The following is an 18,212-nucleotide window of genomic DNA, read 5'->3' on the forward strand; positions in this document are numbered from 1 at the left end:
TAACACCGGCAGCATTCGGTCAACCCGAGGCTACCACATGCGTTCACGTTCGATCTGCATTGATGCCGCCACCCGCGGCGTTCGTTTCCCACAGCTGCTGGCGCTTGCGCTGCTACTTTGGCCCGTGCTCGCCGGTCCGGCCCGCGCGGGCGATGTCGAGGATTGCAGCGGGCCGCCGACGGACAAGGCCGAGGCGGCGTGCTCGGGCATCATCAACGATACCGCACGCTCCACGGAGGACCGCACCAAGGCCTTCACCGGCCGCTCGCGATTTGGCATCGCGCGCGGCAAGATCGATCAGGCGCTCAGCGATGCCGATGCAGCGGTGCAGCTGAATGGACAATTCGTGCCGGCGCTGATCGCGCGCGGCTATGTCCAGCAACGCAAGGGCAGCTTGGATGAGGCCCGCGCCGATTTCGATCGCGCGATCGAGCTCGAGCCGAAGAACCCGTTCGGCTTCCTGGCGCGCGGCAATCTGCGCGCCGACCAGCACGCCTGGAGCGATGCGATCTCGGATTACGACCAGGCGATCACGTTGCGGCAGGATCTTCCCGCTGCCCGTGTCGGGCGCGCGCGGGCCTATGTCGAAACCGGACAGCCCGATGCGGCGGTGGCCGACGCCAACACCGCGATTGCCGTCAACGCCGGCACGCCGAATGCATTCTACTGGCGAGGTCAGGCCCATCGCCGCAAGGGCGACATGGATAAAGCGATCGAGGATTTCTCGCGTGCGATCGCGCAGGCGCCGCAGGCCGAGCGCAACGCCTATTTCGCCCGTGCCCAGCTCTACAGCGCCAAGGGTGACTATGCCCGCGCGATTGCCGACTTCGACCGGTTGTTGGCGGTGCTTCCCGACAACAAGGAGATACAGCAGCAGCGCCAGCAGGCGGTCACGATGCAGGCCGAACTCGCCAAGGCAGCAGGCGGCGCCGCGCCGCCGCAGGCCGCACCGGCTCCAGGCGCGCCGCCGGCGCGGCCAGCCGGGCCGGCGGCGGGTAACCAGCAGGTCGAGCAGGCCAAGCAGCTCGTCGCACAGGGCAACTACGCGGGCGCCGTTGCCAATCTCACCCAGGTGCTGGGCGGCGATCCCCGCAACGAGGCTGCGCTGCGCCTGCGTGCACTGGCCTATTCAAAGCTCGGCCGGTCGGCGGACGCGCGCAACGATCTCAATGCCCTGCTCAAGGTCAAGCCGGACGATCCGCAGCTGCTGGCGGCCCGCGCGCTCAATGCCGCCGGCACGCGGCAGTTCGATCAAGCGATGGCCGACGCCGGCCGTGCCATCACGCTCGATCAGAACAATTCGTTGGCGTATCTGGCGCGTGGCCTCGTCAAGGCCGGCACCGGCAAGGTGCAGGACGCGCTCGCCGACTACGATCATTCGATCTCGCTCAATCCCAAGGAGACGCTCGCTTTCACCGAACGTGGGCTCGCCCATATCGGCCTCAATCAGCTCGACAAGGCGCTGCTGGATTTCGATCAGGCCCTGGCGCTGGTGCCGACCAATCTGATCGCCAAATCGTGGCGCGGCCTCGCGTTGATGCTCAAGGGCCGCGCAGATGAGGGACTGGTCGATATCGACGCTGTGCTGGAGCGAAGCCCGAACAATCCGACGGCACAGCTCGGCCGCGGGCTCGCGATGCTGACTTCCTCCCAGTACGACCGCGCCATCGCCGCCTTCGACCAGATCATCACGCGGGCGCCCAACGATGCTTTCCCGCATGTGCTGCGCGCCCGGGCCTATCTCGGGCTGAAGAAGCCGGACAACGCGATGAAGGATCTCAACTTCATCCTCTCTGCGCGGCCCGATTATCAGCCGGCGCTGACATTGCGCGGCATCACCTGGTCGGCGTTGCGCAACTACGACAAGGCGGTCGAGGATCTCGACCGGGCGATCGCGCAGAAGGAGACGGTTGAGGGCCTGTTCGCCCGCGCCAAGGCGCATGAGGCGCTCAACCATGTCGACAAGGCGACCGAGGACTTCCGCAAGGCCACGCAGCTCACCCCGTCAAGCGTGTTCGACGTGCTGGCGCAGGCCGAGTCGAAGCGCAAGGTTCAGCAGCTGTCGAAGCGGGTGCCGTGCGGCAACGGCCAGAGCGGCACGTGCCTGTGATGCTGCAATGCGCAGCCGCGCGCTTCCCGGCGCAAAAGGCAGTCGTCGGCGCGCGAGCGGTGGCCGCCGAAATAGTTCAACGCCATATAGTTCAACGCCATGGCGCGCGGGCATCGTGCCCGCCCCGCCGAACGTCACGTTGTCTGGTGTGTGGATCGGCCCCCACTCCCGGATGGCGTCCGAGAGTGCGCCGCCGGATCTGGCGCTGTGACGCTAGACCTTGAGATTTTCGGCTGACGTCTTGCCGCGATTTGCAATCTCTTCGTATTCAACCGACTGACCTTCGTTGAGGGTCTGAAGGCCAGCCTTCTGAACTGCTGAAATATGAACGAAAATGTCCTTGCCGCCCGATGCGGGCTGGATGAATCCATAACCCTTGGTCGGGTTGAACCACTTCACTGTACCTTTGGGCATTCCAGTCGTCTCCGCGGAATCAATCGAAAACAGACCAGTCGGTCCCCGCAAAAACCGGCTTGTCCGCAACGACAGGATAGCAGTTTGAAAAAAGCTGGGTAGATCAAACGACGGTGTGTTTTTGACCGGAAACAACCCGCTTTGCGGGGGTTTTACGCCGGATTGCCCGTTTCGTGGTCAATTGATGCGCTGCAAAAACGGATCGGTTCCGGTGTACCGAACTGGATCGATCGTCCCGCGCGCTGCCTTTTCGGCCGGCGCGCGGGGATCGATCGGCGGCGTCTCAATAGGTCGCGGAGAGGTATTCGACGATCTTGCCGACGTCGGCTTCGTCGATCGGCGCACCGTAGACCTTGATCATCTTGGTCACCTCGGCCTGCCAAAAATCCTTCTTGAACTTCTCGCCCTGCGGTTGGGTCTTGATGTAGTCGGCCGAGTGGCAGGCGGTGCAGTTGTTTTGCACCACCTCGAGGTTGGGACCTGGCTTGAAGGCCGCGGTTTCCTCGGGGACCGTGTAGTTCACGGGCGCGGCGATGGCGGCGCCGATCGACAGCGCGGCGATCGCGGCGAGGGATGGAAGCAGCTTGCTGGTCATGATGCTTCTCCTCACGCTGCGGTGACGCGCACGGTTTCGACGACGTTGCGCAGATAGCCGGCCGGATTCCACAACGGATCCACCGGCTGGGTGTCGCCGGCATTGTTGGTGGCGCGCACCTTCAGCTCTGCGGGACCGGCCGCGAGCTTCACCGGCAACTTCCATTCGCGGAAGGCGTATTTGCCGAGGTCCTTGCCGAGCTTGGCCGGCGTCCAGCTCTTGCCGCCGTCGGTCGAGACCATCACCTCCTTGATGCCTTTACCGCCGTCGAAGGCAATGCCGCGCAGCATGGTGCGGTCGGCCTTCAGCTTGGCGCCGTCGGCAACGCTGGTGATGAACGAGCGCACCGTGAAGCGATTGATCGGGATCGTCGCCTTCGGTGCGGTGCCGGGCTCGACCGCATTGTTCGGCGTATCCGGTATCCGGTAGGCGGACTTCATCCAGAAGCCCTCGAACACGTTGTCGATCACGGTGATCTCGTTGAGGTGCTTCACCCAATAGGTGCCGTAATAGCCGGGCACCACGAGGCGGAGCGGGAAGCCGTTGAGGAAGGGCAGGTCCTCGCCGTTCATGCCCCAGGCCAGCATCACCTCGCCGTCGCGTGCGTGGTCGATGTCGAGTGCCTTGACGAAATCCGGCGTCTTGTCGCTGACTGGACCATCCATGCCGTTGAAGGTGACCTGCTTGGCTCCGGCCTGCACGCCGGCCATGTCGAGCACGGTCTTCAGCGGCACGCCGTGCCAGCGCGCGCAGCCCATCGCGCCGTTGCCGAGCTGGCCGCCGGCGACGCGCGGACTGAAGAAGCCGCGGCTGTTGCCGGAGCACTGGTTGACGGCAACGATATCGGTCGCCTTCAGCTTCCTGATGTCCTTCAGCGACAGCTTCAGCGGCTTGTCGACCTTGCCCTTGATCTCCAGCGTGAACTTGTCCGGATCGAGATTGTAGGGGAGGTCTGCCAGATGATAGCGCACGAAGAACGCATTGTTCGGCGTGATCGGGCCGTCGTTGAAGACCGCAAACGGCGTTTCCAGCTGCGGCGGGCGGGCGGTCAGGCCGATCATCGGGCGCTTTTGCGGGTAGCGCACCAGCGGGCGCTCGCCATTGCCAAAGGGCAGCGTCACGGTGTCGAGGGCGAATGCACCCCTTGATCCCAGCCCCGTCACCAAAGCGGCCAATCCGGCGCGCTTCATCAAGTCTCGTCGATCGAGCATTCCGCTTCCTCCGAAGCTGTTCTGTCGTGAGCCGGTCATCACCAGGCCCAGATTGCCTTGCGCGCCTTCGCATCGCGGAATGCGCGCTGTCCAAATGTCGCACCGGGGAACGGCAAGTCAATTGAGCTTTCGCAGCGTTGCGTCGCAACAACGAAAAGCCCCGGTCGCGTGGACGACCGGGGCGTTTCCATCCAAGTAGAACGTTCGATCAGTAGCAGACGTTCACGGTGCGATAGCGATAGCCATAGGGCGTCAGCACCAGGCGGGTGGCGTAGCAGCCGGAGTCGACGAAGCCGACGGCAATGCCCGGGCCACCCCAGAAGTGATGGTGATGCGGATGCCAGAAGAACGGCTTGGCGGAAGCTGCGGTCGGCGCCAGCGCGGCGGCGCCGAGGGTTGCGGCAGTGGCGAGAGCGAGCGTGACTTTGTGAAACATGGTCTTCTCCTTCAGGTGCGCGTTGAGCTCTGTCGCGGCGCGGTTGCAGTGTTACCCATCGCCAGTCAGTCGCATCCGGCACCGGGCACGTTCGAGCATCTCTGCTGAACGCACCGGCGGGTGTGCGGCAGGTCACATTGGGCTGAAGCGGAGATGAACCGGTCAGGCCGCGACGGCACGCCGGTCGTCGACCAGCGTCGATAGGAGCTGCGTCTTTTCGACCGTGCGCACGGTCATCGGCTCGTTGCGGCCGCGGATCGCGACCTCCTGCGCCGGCAGGGCATCGTCGGCGAGCCCGGCGGTGACGCGCACCTCGTCCGAGATGATCGCCTCGCAGGCCAGCGCCTTGGTCATGTCCTGCAGCCGTGCCGCGACGTTGACGGCATCGCCGAGCGCGGTGAACACCATGTGGTCGCGATAGCCGATATCGCCGACGATCACCTCGCCGCCATGGATGCCAATGCCGAAGCGGATCGGCTCACGCAGATCGTGGCTCAGGAATTGATTCAGCTCGTCGATATGGGTTGCGATCAGCGCCGCCGCGCGCAACGCCTGGCGGCAGGCCACCTGCCGGTCGGTGGCAAGCCCGAACAGCGCCAGCATGCCGTCGCCGATGAACTGGTTGGGCCGCCCGCCGGCCTCCAGCACCGCCTGCGACACCGCGCCGAGGAAGCGGTTGACGATGAACACGGTGTCGAACGGCAGCCGCTTCTCGGCAAGCTGGGTCGAGCCGCGCATGTCGACGAACATGCTGACCAGATAGCGCTCCTGGCCGACCCGTGCCGGATTGGCGGCGTGGGCGTTGGCCGACGTCGTGCTCGGCAGGAACAGCTGGAAGAAATTCAGGTCGGCGGTCGGCCGCAACTGGCAGGCCAGCCGGATCGACGGATCGTCATTGCCGACCCGGTGCAGCACGAAGGCTTCGCGCGGCGAGGGCTCGGGCAATCCGGCGTGGTCGCCGATGATGCGGATGCGGCAGGTCGAGCAGCGTGCGCGGCCGCCGCAGACGCTCGCATGCGGCACGTTGTAGCGCAGGCTTGCTTCCAGCACGCTCAATCCCTTCGGTACCCGCAGCGTGCGGCCGTTGCCGTAGGACAATGCGATCATGCCGCCGCGACGCTCCAGCAGGGCCCGCGCGCCGCGCGCCAGCAGCACGAGGCCGAGCAGGCCGAGATAGCCGATGGTCAGGCCGTCGGTGATCTTCTCGAGCGTGCTCCCCTGCGCCGCTGTGCCGAGCTTCTGCACCGACAGCTCCTCGCGCCGCCAGTCGGGATCTTGATAATCCGCGACCGTGGCGCGGCCGCCCTGGTAGACGCCGAGCATCGCCAGGGTCGGGATCAGCACGGCTCCGGCGAGCAGGAACGGCGCGGCGCGCTTGAAGAACGGACGCAGCCGCAGCCAGAAATACAGGCCGATGCAGCCATGCACCCAGGCGATCACCAGCACCGCCAGCATCTGCCACAGCCGGTTCGGCGAGGCGATGAAGAAGGTGTACAGCTCCTGGGGGTAGAGCTTCTCGTGCCCGTACAGGGTCTGGCCGAGCCGTACGCCGACGACGTGGGCGACGATCAGCATCGGGATGCTGAGGCCGAGCGTGAGTTGCAGCGGCTCGATCGCCTTCCAGTGGAACTCGCGGCGCTGATAGAGTGCCCAGATGCCGAGCCCGGTATGCACCAGGCAGGCGCTGTAGAACACGATCGCGACCGGCAGGAACTGCCAGAACTCGGTGTGGTAGTAGACCCCGATCGCCAGCGCCTGCGTCGAGATATTGCCGAGCGCGTGGTTGAGGAAATGGCTGGTCAGGTAGGCGAACATGATCGCCCCCGTGACGATGCGGACCTGCCGCAGGCCGATACCGCGGGCCATGTCCTGCAAGTGCTCGCGCGAGGGGGAGGCCATGTGATTCATGATCGGCAAGTCTAGTGGTTAATTCCCGCGCTGAACACCACCGCGGGTCCGGACCAGCCGTGAGAGCGGGCCGCGCGGCACGTTGACACTCCGTTAAGAGTCGAACAAAAAGCGCGCCGTGACGATAGCCCAAGCCGAACCTGGAGCCGATAACAACAGCGTTAAGCCGGCCCGTTCGCGCGCGCCGGACTGGCGGGGCGTCATCGCCGTGATCGTTGCCATGACCGCGATGCGGTTGGTCTACGCCCATGCGCTCGATCTGCGCACCGACGAGGCCTATTACTGGACCTGGTCGAAGGAAAACGTGCTGTCGTTCCTCGACCATCCGCCGATGGTCGCCTGGTTCATCCGCTTCGGCACCGCGATCCTCGGCGACACCAATCTCGGCGTCCGCCTCGGCGGCATCGTCGCGATGCTGGCCACCCAGCTCCTGCTCGCCGACATCGTCCGCCGCGTGACGGCCAACAACGTCCGCGCCGTGATGCTGGCGCTGCTGCTGCCGGAGGCGGCGCTGTATTACGGCCTCTTGATGGCCAAGGTCGCGCCGGATACGGCGCTGATCCCGTTTTCGGTGGCGATGCTGTGGTCGCTGGTGCGGCTTGCGCAAAGCGGTGACGGGCGCTGGTGGCTCGCCGCGGGGCTATTTGCCGGGCTGGCGCTGCTGTCGAAATTCACCGCGATCATGTTCGCGCCGGCGGTGCTCGCCTTTGCGCTGGTGCCGGATTGGCGCTGGCGCTGGCTGCGCAGCCCGTATCCGTATCTTGCCGTGCTGATCGCGATCGTTGTGTTCTCGCCGGTGCTGATCTGGAATGCCGAGCACGACTGGGCCTCGTTCCGCTTCCAGGCGGTGCGCGCCACCGCCGAGCGCGCCTTCACGCTGCGCACCGTCGGCGAATTCGTCGGCATGCAGTTCGGCCTGGTCGGCTTCGTGCTGCTGCCGGTGACGCTGTTCGGCACCGCGCTGACGGCATGGCGTGGCTATCGCAAGCGCGAGCCGGTTGCGATCCTGCTGGCGACCGCGGTCTTGGTGCCGTTCATCTACTTCCTCTGGAAGTCCTTGACGCTGCGGGTCGGCGACACCTGGCCGATGTTTTTGTGGCCAGCCGGATTTGCGGCGGTCGCGATCAACGTCACGCGGATGCCGTTCGAGGGCTGGTCGGTCGAGCTCGTCAAATCGACGGTATATTGGGCGCGGACCGCGATCACATCAGGCATCGTGTTCGTCGTCTGCGTCTTCCTCTACTACATGTTCGCGCCGTGGAATCTGATCGGCCGCACCGATCCGATCGGCACCGAGGCGGGCTACGATGTGGTGGCTGCGCGCACGCTGGCGCAGGTTGAGGCGACCGGCGCGACCTGGGTCGCGACCACGGATTATCGCACCTATGCGATGCTGCGCTGGTTGCTGCGCGGGAAGGTGACGGTCATCGAAATCAACGAACGCGGCCGCTTCCAGGGCTTTGCCGATCCCGGCATGAGCAAGATCCGCGATCACGCCGGCATTTATGTCGGGCGCGAGTCCGAGAACAATCTGCCGCTGTGGAGCGAGACATCAGCGGTGCGCCAGCCGCTGGAGCGCGTGACGCGCAGCTGGCGCGGCATGGTGATGGACACCTATGCGCTGGAGAAGATCAGCGGCTGGACCCCCGATCTGTCGCCGCCGCCGGACACCACCTTCTTCCGCTGGCGCGTGCTGGCCTCCTCCTTCTCCCCGCTTGCGGGGACGAGACGATCAGAGCTCGCTCTGCGAAGGTCGGGATGAGGGGGAGTCTCCACGGGGACGGCGAGAGTTGGTCTCGCGGAGACTCCCCCTCACCCGAAATTTGCGCTTCGCGAAAATTCCGGCCTCTCCCCGCAAGCGGGGCGAGGCAAGCACCTCATTCCTCTTCCTCGCGCTTGCGGATCAGGTCTTTCGCGAGATCCGTCAGCGCCGGGCGCGGCAGGGCGTTGAAGGGAAGCGGGCGGGTGACGTCGATCGCGGCGAGGCCGAGCCGGGCGGTCAACAGGCCGTTGAGCATGCCTTCGCCGAGGCGTTGTGACAGTTTTGCCGCGATGCCGTGACCGAGCATCTGCTGGATCAGGCTGTCGCTGGCCGCCATGCCGCCGGTGATCGCGAGATGCGCGATGACGTGGCGCAGCAGTCGGATCATGCCGAGCGCGCCGGGCCGGCCGCCATAGAGCCGCGCCAGTTGGCGGATCATCCGCAAGCTCGCCACGAACACGAACAGCACGTCGAACAGCGCGCGCGGGCTGACCGCGGTGACGACCGAGACGCGCTGCGCGGCCGTCGACACCAGCCGTCGCGCTTCCTCATCGAGCGGTGTCATCAGCTCGCGCTCGGCGAGGCGGATCATGTCGGCGCCGTCGATGATGTCGTCGGTGTGGCTCTGCAGCTCGCTGCGGGCGCGAGCGAGCTGCGGGGTCTGGTGCGCGAGCTTGAGCAAATCGGCAACGATCGCGCGGCTCGCGGCCCGGTCGTCGCTGATCAGCACCTCGGCGGCGCGCAGATGCAGCTTCTCGATCGTCGCAAGCCTTGCCAGGCCGACGAGCTCGCGCGTGGTCACGACGGCGAGCGCAACCGCGGCGATGACGGCGAGTCCCAGCCCGAGGACGCCGAGGCCTTCATTGCGTGCGAACAGGTCCTCGACCAGGTTGAGGACGCCAAGCCCGGTGCCGAGCACCACGAGGCCCGCGACCGCGCTCCAGAACAGTGTGCCCCAGCGGAAGCCGCGGCGCGCCGGCACCAGCGGCGTATCGACCGGGACCGGGAGCTGCGCGGGCTCGGCCTCGGGCACGATCTGGATCGTGCCGCGGGTGAGGCGGCTGCCGTCGTCCGGATCCATCACGACCACGCCGGGATCGTCGAGCTTGAACGTCGCCGGCCGCCGCGGGGGCGTCTTCTCGTTCATTGCAGTTTGTCTCCGATCAGGAACTGAAGGGCGCGGTCAAGGCGGATGTGAGGCAGCACCGGCTCTGCATCGCCGTTTCGTTCCAGCTTTGGCGGACGGAAGCGCAGGAAGCGGTAGTCTACGGCCTCGGTGTCCGAGCTTGAGAGGCCGCGGAAACCGCCGTTGAACAGCTCCTCCGGATTATCGGGCAGGTCGCCCGGAAAGGTCGCAACTTCCGTCTCGCCGTCGAGCCGCTCGCCATTGGCGACCTCGCCCGGCGCCGGCGTGCCGAGGATCGACGGCAGCCGGTCGCGCCCGCGCTGGACCTGCGCCTCGCGCGTGGCGCGCACCGCGGCGAGCGCGACGACGTCGATATCGGCGCCGGCATATTCGGCGCGCTCGGCGGCCTTGGCCACGATCCGCCGCAGCACGGCCTCCAGCCGGTCGTGGCTCTGGTGGTGCAGATGGTCGGCCTTGGTGGCCGCGAACAGGATGCGGTCGATGCGCGGCCGGAACAGCGCGCTCAGGATCGTGCTGCGGCCGATCCGGAAGCAGTCGAGAATGCCGGCGAGTGCGGCCTCGAGATCGTGCAGCGCCTCGGGGCCGGCATTGAATGCGGCGAGCGCATCGGCCAGCACGATCTGGCGGTCGAGCCGCGCGAAATGGTCGCGGAAGAACGGCCGCACCACGACGTCCTTGTAGGCTTCAAAGCGCCGCCGCATCATCGCCCATAGCGAGCCGTCACCCGCGCTGCCGCCTGCGGGCACGTCGAGCGGCGCAAAGGTGAGTGCCGGCGTGTCGGCGAGATTGCCGGGCATCAGGAAGCGGCCGGGCGGCAACAGGCTCATCGCGAAGCGCTCGTCGCGGCAGGCGCGCAGATAGTCGGTGAACAGGCGTGCTTCGGTGAGCGCGGCCTGCTCGTCCTCTTTGGCTTCGGGCTTCAGCGTCGCGAGATGCGCGTGCCAGGACGTCGCGAGTTTTGCGCGCAGCGGCTCGCGCGACAGCGCAAGGCTCTCCGCCGACCATTGCTCGTAGCTCTTGTTGAGCAGCGGCAGGTCGAGCAGCCACTCGCCGGGATAGTCGACGATATCGAGGGTCAGCGTGCGGTCCGCGCCATTTTGCCGCTGATACTCGATCACGAGACGGAGCTCGGAGATGTCGGTGGTCGAGCTCGGCCAGCGTCGCTCCTCGACCAATGTCCGGACATGGTTCTCATAGGCGAAGCGCGGCACCGCATCGTCGGGCTGCGGGGCGAGATAGGCGCTCGCGATCCGCCCCGAGGCATAGGCCTCGAACACCGGGAAGCGGCCGCCGCGGGTCAGGCCGTGCACCAGCGCGGTGATGAACACGGTCTTGCCGGCGCGCGACAGGCCGGTGACCCCGAGCCGCACCGTCGGGTTGAAGAAGCCCTCGCCATAGTCGAGCAGCGCCCGCGCCGAGAGACGGGCTTCCTCGACGATATCAGTGAAGCTGGGGGGCATGGAGGGTTAACGAAAACCCGGCAGGAGGGACCAAAAGGGGCGGGCGATCACCCGCAAGGTGGCGATTATCGGGCCAAAATCAAGCTTCACATTTCCGGCGCCTTTGCAGGCGAGGGGTTGTCGGGGGGCAGGGGAATTGAACGCGTCAGACCACCCGCGCTACCCATCGTCCATCGGCCCACGGGAAAGCCTGCATGACGGTCTTCCGCCTGAAGCAACTTGCCTCGACCTCGATCCACGCGGCCGGCGCCGCGCTGTGGAACTACGACCGTGCCGAGCTGATCGCCGACGGCGTCGTCCATCTCGTCGGCGTCGCTTTCGGGCTGGTCGCCGCCACCGCGCTGATCGTGCTGACCGCGGTCTATGCCGGCCCGTTCGACATCGCCGTGGTGTCGGTCTATGTCGCCGGCCTGCTCGCGATGCTGGTGCTGTCGGCGACCTATAATCTGTGGCCGGTGTCGCGCGCCAAATGGGTGCTGCGGCGCTTCGATCATTCCGCGATCTATCTGCTGATCGCCGCGACCTACACGCCGTTCATCGTGGAACTGAAGGACAGCACCTTCGCGATCGCGCTGCTGGTCGGGGTGTGGTGCGTGGCGATCGTCGGGATCTGGCTGAAGTTGCGCTATCCCGGCCGCTTCGACCGGCTCTCGATCGGGCTTTATCTCGCGATGGGCTGGAGCGGCATCATGCTCTACGACCGCGTCGTGAAGGCACTGCCGGCGATGGCGCTCGGCTTCGTGCTGGCCGGCGGCATCCTCTACAGCCTGGGCGTGATCTTCCACTCCTGGCGGCGGCTGCGCTTCCAGAACGCGATCTGGCACTGCTTCGTGCTGCTCGGGGCCGCCTGCCACTACACGGCCGTGTTCGACGTCGTGTTGGCGAGCTGAGCGGTCCGCCAGCGTTACGCACAGGGCCGGGCCGGCCTCGCGAAAAGATCATGCATCGGCAAAAGATGGGATATCATGATCCCTCTGTTTGAACATGAGACCGGCTCTCCGGATCATGCGCTGAAATCAAGATATCGGGAGGATGGCCATGCAGGTGGCAGGTAAGGTTGTGGTGGTCACCGGCGGTGGCAATGGCATCGGCAAGGCGCTGTGCGAGGCGTTCCATGCCGCGGGCACATCGAAGGTCGTGGTCGTCGACCTCGATCATGGCGCGGCCGAGAAGGTCGCGGCCACGGTCGGTGGTGCCGCCTTCAAATGCGACGTCGGGCAGGAGAAGAACATCCTGCATGTGATCGACGAGACCGAGCGCATGTTCGGCCCGATCGCGCTGTTCTGCTCCAATGCCGGCATCGGCGGCGGCTTCGATCCGCTGTCGGTGAACGCCGGCGGCACCTCGGACGAGCCGTGGTCGCGGAGCTGGGCGATCCATGTGATGGCGCATGTCTATGCCGCGCGGCATCTGGTGCCGCGCATGAAGACGCGCGGCGGCGGCTATTTCCTCAACACGATCTCGGCCGCGGGCCTCTTGTCGCAGGTCGGCAGCCCGGCCTATTCGACCACCAAGCACGCCGCGGTCGGCTTTGCGGAAAACCTCGCGATCTCGCACCGCGCCGACAACATCAAGGTCTCGATCCTCTGCCCGCAGGGCGTCGACACCAACATGCTGCGCTCGATCCCGAAGGGCCCGCAATCCGGCGACGGCGATCTTTCCGCCGAGCAGGTCGCGCAGGATGCACTCAAGGGCATCGAGCAGGAGACCTTCCTGATCCTGCCGCATCCGCAGGTGCTCGGCTACATGCGCAAGAAGACCGAGAATTACGACCGCTGGATCGGCGGCATGGCCAAGATCCAGGCCAAGATGCGGGAAGCGCACGGGAAGTGAGACCTGTAGCCCGGATGGTGCGAAACGTAATCCGGGTCGAACGTGCGCGCGTGAATCCCGGATTTCGCTGCGCTTCATCCGAGCTACGATATCGGCCGCGCAACTGAGGCGCCTCACTCCTTTGCGATCTGTGCGATCCTGTCGCGCAGATAGGCATCCATCAAATCGGGTGCCGAGGCGCCGAACATCCTGATGCGGCCGGTGTGCAATAGCAGCAGGAGGCCGGTCGCATGCGCGAAGCAGTCCACCATCACCGTGTTCGCCTTCGACCTGGAGGCGCCGAGCGCCTCTGCGGCTTCGGCGATCGGATGCAGCGCCGCCTCCAGCGCGGCGTTCAGCGCGTGATCGCGGTCATGGCCGAGCCCGGCCGGCTTCATGCCGCCGCGGAACAAGTAGAAGCCGAGATCGAGGTCGCGCGGGTTCTCCGCGTAATAGCGGAAGAAGCCCATGCCTGCTGCGTGCAGCTTCTGCTTGGCGCCGCGCGTCGTCGCGACCGCCGCACTGACGGCTTCGCCGAGCGAGGCCAGCGATTGCCGCAGCACCTCGGCGTAGATCGCCTCCTTGGAATCGAAATGGAAATACAGCGCCGCCGGCGTGTAGCCGGCCCGCGTCGCGATCGCCCGCAGGCTCGCGCCCTCGAGGCCTTCCTCCGCGAACACGCTGCGCGCCGCGTCGAGGATCAGTTCCCGCTTGTGGCGGCTGACCGCTTCCTTCCTGCTCTCGCGCATCTGCATGGCCCGGCAAATCCGTTCTTGACTCAATTCTAACAGCGTTAGATAATTTAACAGTGTTAGAATAAATGAGCAAGGGAGAAGCGCCATGCTGATGACGGCTGCGGACTACCGGGAATCCCTGCGCCGCTACAAACCGCGTGTGTTCATCAACGGCGCGGCCGTTGCGAGCGTCGCGGACGAGCCGTTGCTGGCGCCCGGCGTGGCAGGCGTCGGCGTGACCTATGATTTCGCGCTACAGCCCGAGCATGTGCCGATCATGACGGCGCGGCAGGGTACCTCGGGCAAGACCGTCAACCGCATGCTCCACATCGATCGGAGCTCGCAGGACCTGCTCGACAAGCTCGAGGCGGTGCGGCTGGTGTGCAAGACGTCGGGCTGCGCGCAGCGCTACCTGACCCATGATGCGCTGAACGGTCTCTTTCAGGCGACCAGGCTGACCGACGATCGCCACGGCACCGATTACAGCCAGCGCTTCCTCAACTATCTGCACGAGGTTCAGGACCAGGATCTGACGCTCGGCATCGCCATGACCGATGCGAAGGGCGACCGCTCCAAGCGTCCCGGCCTGCAGGCCAATGCGGACGTCTACGTCCATATCAAGGAGCGCCGGCCCGACGGCATCGTGATCCGCGGCACCAAGGCGATCGTGACCGGCGCGCCTTACATGCACGAATTCCTTGTCATGCCGTGCCGCACCCATGTGCCTGTCGACAAGGATTTTGCCGTCTGTTGCGCCGTGCCGGTCGATGCGCCCGGCGTCACCATCGTCGCGCGTCCGGCCGGCCGGCCCGGCGATGCCGCGGCGAAATTCTCGGCGAAGTACGGTCAGTCGGTCGGCGTCGTGATGTTCGACGACGTGTTCGTGCCGCATGACCGCGTGTTCCTCGCCGGCGAGACCGAGGAGGGCGGCTTCCTCACCACCTCCTACGCGACGCATCACCGGCATTCCTGCATCGGCGCCCGCGCCGGCTTCGGCGATCTCCTGATCGGCGCCGGCGCGCTGATGATCGAGGCCAACGGGCTCGATGCCGAGAAGCATGCGCATATCCGCGAGGCGATGGTCGAGCTGATCACCATCACCGAGAGTTTCTATGCCTGCGGCGTCGCCTCCTCGGTCTACTGCACGAAGGATCCGGCGGGCTCGGTGATGCCGGATGCGGTGTTCTCCAACATCGGCAAGCTGCTGCTGGCGACCAAGATCTACGACATGCACCGCGTCGCGCATTACGTCTCCGGCGGGCTGATCGTCGCGCTGCCGGGTCCCGACGAGGATCACAATCCGGAAACGCGCGCCTCGCTTGCCGCTGTCATGGGCGGACGTCCCGATATCCCGGCCGAGCAGCGCGCCGAGGTGGCGCGGCTGATCGAGGACCTCACCGTCTCGCACGAAGCCGGCTGGTATTCAGTGATCTCGTTGCACGGCGGCGGCTCGCCGGAGGCGATGAAGCGCGAGATCTGGCGCAACTATCCGGTGATGGAGAAGGCCGAGCTGGTCGAGAATTTGCTCGGCCGCGACCTCGTCGACCAGGGACAACGGGTGTCGAAGCAGCCCGGACGCTGCTGCGCCTCCGGCTGCGAGGTGCCGACGCCGTCAGCGGCGCCCATGCTCGGCGATCCAATGCCCTCGTAATAAGGTTGCGAATATATGTCCAGCCGTCATTGCGAGGAGCGGCAGCGACGAAGCAATCCATATCTCCACTTGCCGAAAGATGGATTGCTTCGCTTCGCTCGCAATGACGTGGCGAGATTGCCGCTCAGCTCTTCTGCGTGTAGAGCAGCGGCACCGCGGAATCGACCATCACCTCGATCAGGCTGGTGCCTTGATGCGACAGCGCGCGCTGGTAGGCGCCGGCGAGCTCGGCTGATTTCGTCACCCGCACGGCGTCGCAGCCCAGGCCTTCGGCGAGCTTGACGAAATCGATGCCGGGCAGATCGAGGCCCGGCACGTTGCGCACCTGCATCACCTGGCTGAATGAGCGCATCGCGCCGTAGCCGGAATTGTTCAGCACGACGACCGTCAGCGGCAGCTTGCGCTGCGCCGATGTCCACAGCGCCTGGATCGAATACATCGCCGAGCCGTCGCCGATCAGGCAAACCGTGCGTCCCTGACGTCGACCGAGCGCCATGCCGACCGCTGCCGGCAGGCTGTAGCCGAGGCCGCCGCTCGCCATGGTGTAGAAGCTGTCCTGGCCGTGCATCGGCATCGCCTTCTGCATCAGCGGGCGATGCGACGGTATTTCCTCGACCAGCGCATCATACGGCCCCATCGCGGCCGAGAGCGCATGCAGCGCGTATTCGGCAGGGATCGGGTCGCCGGCGGCCGGAGCCGGCGGCAGGACACGGCCAGCCGGCGCGGTGCGTTTCGTCTCAAGCAGCATCTCGAGCAGCGCTGTCAGCGCGGGCTTCATGGTCGCGACGATGCTGTGGCCGGTCGGCGTCATCGCCGCGGCGTCCGGATCGTCGGTGATCTGGAAGATCGTGGTCGAACCGTCGAAGATCGCGGCATGGCCCTCGACATGGAAGGTGAAGACCGGCGCGCCGACCACGACGACGAGATCGTGATCGCGCAGCGCATCGGAGAGCTGGCCCGGCGCGGCATGCAGGAAGCCGGCAAACTGCGGATGCCGTTCGGGGAACGAGCAGCGCGCCGAGAACGGGCTGGCCCAGACCGCGGCTTTTGATTTCTCGGCGACCTTCACCATGAGATCGACTGCCTCGGCCCGATCGACGGCCGGGCCGACGACGAGGGCAGGGCGCTTGGCCTCGCCGAGCGCGGCCGCCAATGCCTGCATCGCCGACAGGTCGGGGCCGATCTCGCGGCTGACTTGGCGCGCGTCGAGCGGCTGCGTCGCATGCGCCCAGTCGTCGATCGGCACCGAGACGAAGGTCGGCCCGCAGGGCGGCTGCATCGCGACATAATAGGCGCGCGCGATCGCGGCAGGCACGTCCTCGGCGCGCGCCGGCTCGACCGCGAATTTCACGTAAGGCCGCGGGAATTCCGAGGCCCGCTCGGCATAGAGGAAGGCCTGCAGCGGCATGATCGAGCGCGCCTGCTGGCCCGCGGTGATCACCAGCGGGGTCTGGTTGCGATAGGCGTTGTAGATGTTGCCGAGCGCGTTGCCGACGCCGGCCGCCGAATGCAGATTGACGAAACCGGCATTGCGCGTCGCCAGCGCGTAGCCGTCGGCCATGCCGACGACGGATGCCTCCTGCAGGCCGAGCACGTAGTCGATGTCGTCGGGCCAGTCGCTCAGGAACGGCAGCTCGGTCGAGCCGGGATTGCCGAACACCTTCTTGATGCCCCACGCGCGCAGCAGGCCGAAGGTGGCGTCCTTGACGGTGACGGTCGTGCCTTTGCTGGCGGCGGGTTTGCGCGAGGACATCGGGCGGCTCCCATTTCTGTCTTGTTACGTTCCGTCATTGCGGGCGGCAAAAACGGAAAGGCAATCCACCTGTCGATGGATTGCCTGACGATGTCAAGCCGCTGCGCCCATAGTTGCCGCGGCAACGGCTGCAAATTTGCGTAGGCGGCTATCCCGTCATCCTGAGGAGCGCGTAGCGCGCGTCTCGAAGGATCGACGGCCACGGCGGGGCCGTTCATCCTTCGAGACGCGCGCTACGCGCTCCTCAGGATGACGGGGTGACTACCTAATTGGCCTTCTGCAGCGCAGCGGTCTGCTTGGCGAGCTGCTTGTCGAAATCCTGCTCCAGCCCGGCCACGTAGGTGGCATTTTCGCCCGGCTTGACGAACGGGTTCGGCGCGCCGTCCTTCATCTGCGCCCGCTTGGCCTGCATGGCGTAGACCTCCGGATGCGGCCCGAGCAGCACGTCGACCTTCATCGCCTTGACCTTGGTGAAGGTCGAGCGGTAGTCGTCGACGATGCCGGGATAGGTCGGACGGCCGACCAGCCGGTTCAGCGCCACCGTTCCGCTGCAGAAGAACAGCACGTTGCGCGCCTGGCTGCCATCCTTGACCGTGATCTCCCAGCTGGTGCAGCCGGGCGAATGGCCGGGGGTGGTGTGCGCTGTCAGCGTGACATCGCCGAGCGTCACCTTGTCGCCTTCCTTGACGGTGCGGTCGACCTTCACCGGCGTAAAGGCGAGATCGGCGTTGTTCTCGTCGCCCGGATAATAGCCGCCCTCGAGCAGGGGCTTGTCGCGCTCGCCGGCGATCAGTTGCGCGCCGGTCTCCTTCTTGATCTCGGCAAAGCCGCCGGTGTGGTCGAGATGGGCGTGGGTGTTGAGGATGATCTTGATGTCGCCCTCCTTGAAGCCGAGCTTGGCGATGTTGTCCTTGATCATGCCGGTCGACTGCTGCATCGCCGTGTCCATCAGGATCAGCCCTTGCGACGTCTTGATGATGTAGACCGCGATCCCGTCAGTGCCCACGTAGTAGATATTGTCGATGAGCTGGAACGGCTCGAACGGCGCGGTCCATTTCTTCATGACAACAGCCATGAAGTCCTTGAGCGTCTGTGCCTGCGCACCGGTTGCGATCAGCGTGAGCGCGCACAGCGCGGCTGCGATCGTCCTCATGGTTGCCTCCCTGTTTGTTGTTGTTCGTGCACGGGCGGCACTATGCGTGCTGGCGACGCCGGCCGC

At 65.9% G+C, this 18,212-nt stretch carries 15 protein-coding genes; 5 read left to right on the forward strand and 10 right to left on the reverse strand.

Annotated elements, in window-relative coordinates; all coding sequences use genetic code 11:
- Positions 1-37 precede the first annotated feature (37 nt).
- Entirely contained in the window at positions 38-2,110 is a 2,073-nt protein-coding gene (locus tag Q2M23_RS08360; protein ID WP_316395302.1) for a tetratricopeptide repeat protein, read from the forward strand.
- Positions 2,111-2,323: 213 nt separating this feature from the next.
- Here Q2M23_RS08360 and Q2M23_RS08365 read toward each other — a convergent pair whose 3' ends face one another.
- From Q2M23_RS08365 to Q2M23_RS08385, 5 genes are all read right to left on the reverse strand, one after another.
- Positions 2,324-2,524: a cold-shock protein gene (locus tag Q2M23_RS08365; RefSeq protein WP_057019268.1), complete on the reverse strand. Its 201-nt coding sequence runs from the start codon at positions 2,522-2,524 to the stop codon at positions 2,324-2,326.
- A 283-nt stretch (positions 2,525-2,807) separates the two neighbouring features.
- On the reverse strand, positions 2,808-3,119 hold the full coding sequence (locus Q2M23_RS08370) for a c-type cytochrome (RefSeq protein ID WP_050386875.1): 312 nt from the start codon (positions 3,117-3,119) through the stop codon (positions 2,808-2,810).
- Between the two features lie 11 nt (positions 3,120-3,130).
- Positions 3,131-4,330 (reverse strand): molybdopterin-dependent oxidoreductase, encoded by a 1,200-nt coding sequence (locus Q2M23_RS08375; RefSeq protein ID WP_316395303.1) that lies wholly within the window; start codon positions 4,328-4,330, stop codon positions 3,131-3,133.
- Between the two features lie 208 nt (positions 4,331-4,538).
- A complete protein-coding gene (locus Q2M23_RS08380) occupies positions 4,539-4,766 on the reverse strand; it encodes a hypothetical protein (RefSeq protein WP_316395304.1) in 228 nt (75 codons plus the stop codon).
- 162 nt (positions 4,767-4,928) lie between these two features.
- Positions 4,929-6,674, reverse strand: a complete 1,746-nt coding sequence (locus Q2M23_RS08385) for an adenylate/guanylate cyclase domain-containing protein (RefSeq protein ID WP_410469703.1) — start codon at positions 6,672-6,674, stop codon at positions 4,929-4,931.
- A 220-nt stretch (positions 6,675-6,894) separates the two neighbouring features.
- Between Q2M23_RS08385 and Q2M23_RS08390 the strand changes: the two genes are divergently transcribed.
- Positions 6,895-8,436 carry a glycosyltransferase family 39 protein gene (locus tag Q2M23_RS08390; protein ID WP_316395343.1) on the forward strand — a complete coding sequence of 514 codons (1,542 nt, stop codon included), beginning with the start codon at positions 6,895-6,897 and terminating at the stop codon, positions 8,434-8,436.
- Positions 8,437-8,551: 115 nt separating this feature from the next.
- On the opposite strand, the gene Q2M23_RS08395 is transcribed toward Q2M23_RS08390, so the two are convergent.
- Together Q2M23_RS08395 and Q2M23_RS08400 are read right to left on the reverse strand one after the other, a co-directional pair.
- Positions 8,552-9,583, reverse strand: coding sequence for a TIGR01620 family protein (locus Q2M23_RS08395; protein ID WP_316395305.1), 1,032 nt, complete (start codon positions 9,581-9,583; stop codon positions 8,552-8,554).
- Positions 9,580-11,043, reverse strand: a complete 1,464-nt coding sequence (locus Q2M23_RS08400) for a YcjX family protein (RefSeq protein ID WP_316395306.1) — start codon at positions 11,041-11,043, stop codon at positions 9,580-9,582. The genes Q2M23_RS08395 and Q2M23_RS08400 overlap by 4 nt, the downstream gene beginning before the upstream one ends.
- A gap of 194 nt (positions 11,044-11,237) precedes the next feature.
- Between Q2M23_RS08400 and trhA the strand changes: the two genes are divergently transcribed.
- Positions 11,238-11,933, forward strand: coding sequence for a PAQR family membrane homeostasis protein TrhA (gene trhA, locus Q2M23_RS08405; protein WP_057019273.1), 696 nt, complete (start codon positions 11,238-11,240; stop codon positions 11,931-11,933).
- A gap of 148 nt (positions 11,934-12,081) precedes the next feature.
- On the forward strand, positions 12,082-12,876 hold the full coding sequence (locus Q2M23_RS08410; protein WP_316395307.1) for an SDR family oxidoreductase: 795 nt from the start codon (positions 12,082-12,084) through the stop codon (positions 12,874-12,876).
- A 113-nt stretch (positions 12,877-12,989) separates the two neighbouring features.
- Here the strand turns inward: Q2M23_RS08410 and Q2M23_RS08415 are convergent, their stop codons facing one another.
- Positions 12,990-13,604 (reverse strand): TetR/AcrR family transcriptional regulator, encoded by a 615-nt coding sequence (locus Q2M23_RS08415; RefSeq protein WP_229190944.1) that lies wholly within the window; start codon positions 13,602-13,604, stop codon positions 12,990-12,992.
- A 91-nt stretch (positions 13,605-13,695) separates the two neighbouring features.
- On the opposite strand from Q2M23_RS08415, the gene Q2M23_RS08420 reads away from it, so the two are divergent.
- Positions 13,696-15,240, forward strand: a complete 1,545-nt coding sequence (locus Q2M23_RS08420) for a 4-hydroxyphenylacetate 3-hydroxylase family protein (RefSeq protein ID WP_316395308.1) — start codon at positions 13,696-13,698, stop codon at positions 15,238-15,240.
- Between the two features lie 124 nt (positions 15,241-15,364).
- Here the strand turns inward: Q2M23_RS08420 and mdlC are convergent, their stop codons facing one another.
- Entirely contained in the window at positions 15,365-16,993 is a 1,629-nt protein-coding gene (gene mdlC / locus Q2M23_RS08425; protein ID WP_316395309.1) for a benzoylformate decarboxylase, read from the reverse strand.
- A gap of 265 nt (positions 16,994-17,258) precedes the next feature.
- The gene (blaBJP, locus tag Q2M23_RS08430; protein WP_225648158.1) at positions 17,259-18,146 is read right to left on the reverse strand and encodes a BJP family subclass B3 metallo-beta-lactamase; all 888 of its coding nucleotides are present in this window, start codon (positions 18,144-18,146) and stop codon (positions 17,259-17,261) included.
- Positions 18,147-18,212 lie beyond the last annotated feature (66 nt).

Origin of the sequence: Bradyrhizobium sp. 33ap4, assembly GCF_032654765.1 — a bacterium.
In the GTDB taxonomy this organism is placed as follows: domain Bacteria; phylum Pseudomonadota; class Alphaproteobacteria; order Rhizobiales; family Xanthobacteraceae; genus Bradyrhizobium; species Bradyrhizobium australafricanum.

Excerpts from the sequence above, each read along its gene's own strand:
- Q2M23_RS08375 (WP_316395303.1), bottom strand. The coding sequence starts at position 4,330 with ATGCTCGATCGACGAGACTTGATGAAGCGCGCCGGATTGGCCGCTTTG.
- Q2M23_RS08370 (WP_050386875.1), bottom strand. The coding sequence starts at position 3,119 with ATGACCAGCAAGCTGCTTCCATCCCTCGCCGCGATCGCCGCGCTGTCG.
- Q2M23_RS08415 (WP_229190944.1), bottom strand. The coding sequence starts at position 13,604 with ATGCGCGAGAGCAGGAAGGAAGCGGTCAGCCGCCACAAGCGGGAACTG.
- Q2M23_RS08390 (WP_316395343.1), top strand. The coding sequence starts at position 6,895 with ATGACCGCGATGCGGTTGGTCTACGCCCATGCGCTCGATCTGCGCACC.
- blaBJP (WP_225648158.1), bottom strand. The coding sequence starts at position 18,146 with ATGAGGACGATCGCAGCCGCGCTGTGCGCGCTCACGCTGATCGCAACC.
- Q2M23_RS08395 (WP_316395305.1), bottom strand. The coding sequence starts at position 9,583 with ATGAACGAGAAGACGCCCCCGCGGCGGCCGGCGACGTTCAAGCTCGAC.
- Q2M23_RS08420 (WP_316395308.1), top strand. The coding sequence starts at position 13,696 with ATGCTGATGACGGCTGCGGACTACCGGGAATCCCTGCGCCGCTACAAA.
- Q2M23_RS08360 (WP_316395302.1), top strand. The coding sequence starts at position 38 with ATGCGTTCACGTTCGATCTGCATTGATGCCGCCACCCGCGGCGTTCGT.
- Q2M23_RS08410 (WP_316395307.1), top strand. The coding sequence starts at position 12,082 with ATGCAGGTGGCAGGTAAGGTTGTGGTGGTCACCGGCGGTGGCAATGGC.
- mdlC (WP_316395309.1), bottom strand. The coding sequence starts at position 16,993 with ATGTCCTCGCGCAAACCCGCCGCCAGCAAAGGCACGACCGTCACCGTC.
- Q2M23_RS08380 (WP_316395304.1), bottom strand. The coding sequence starts at position 4,766 with ATGTTTCACAAAGTCACGCTCGCTCTCGCCACTGCCGCAACCCTCGGC.
- trhA (WP_057019273.1), top strand. The coding sequence starts at position 11,238 with ATGACGGTCTTCCGCCTGAAGCAACTTGCCTCGACCTCGATCCACGCG.
- Q2M23_RS08365 (WP_057019268.1), bottom strand. The coding sequence starts at position 2,524 with ATGCCCAAAGGTACAGTGAAGTGGTTCAACCCGACCAAGGGTTATGGA.
- Q2M23_RS08400 (WP_316395306.1), bottom strand. The coding sequence starts at position 11,043 with ATGCCCCCCAGCTTCACTGATATCGTCGAGGAAGCCCGTCTCTCGGCG.
- Q2M23_RS08385 (WP_410469703.1), bottom strand. The coding sequence starts at position 6,674 with ATGAATCACATGGCCTCCCCCTCGCGCGAGCACTTGCAGGACATGGCC.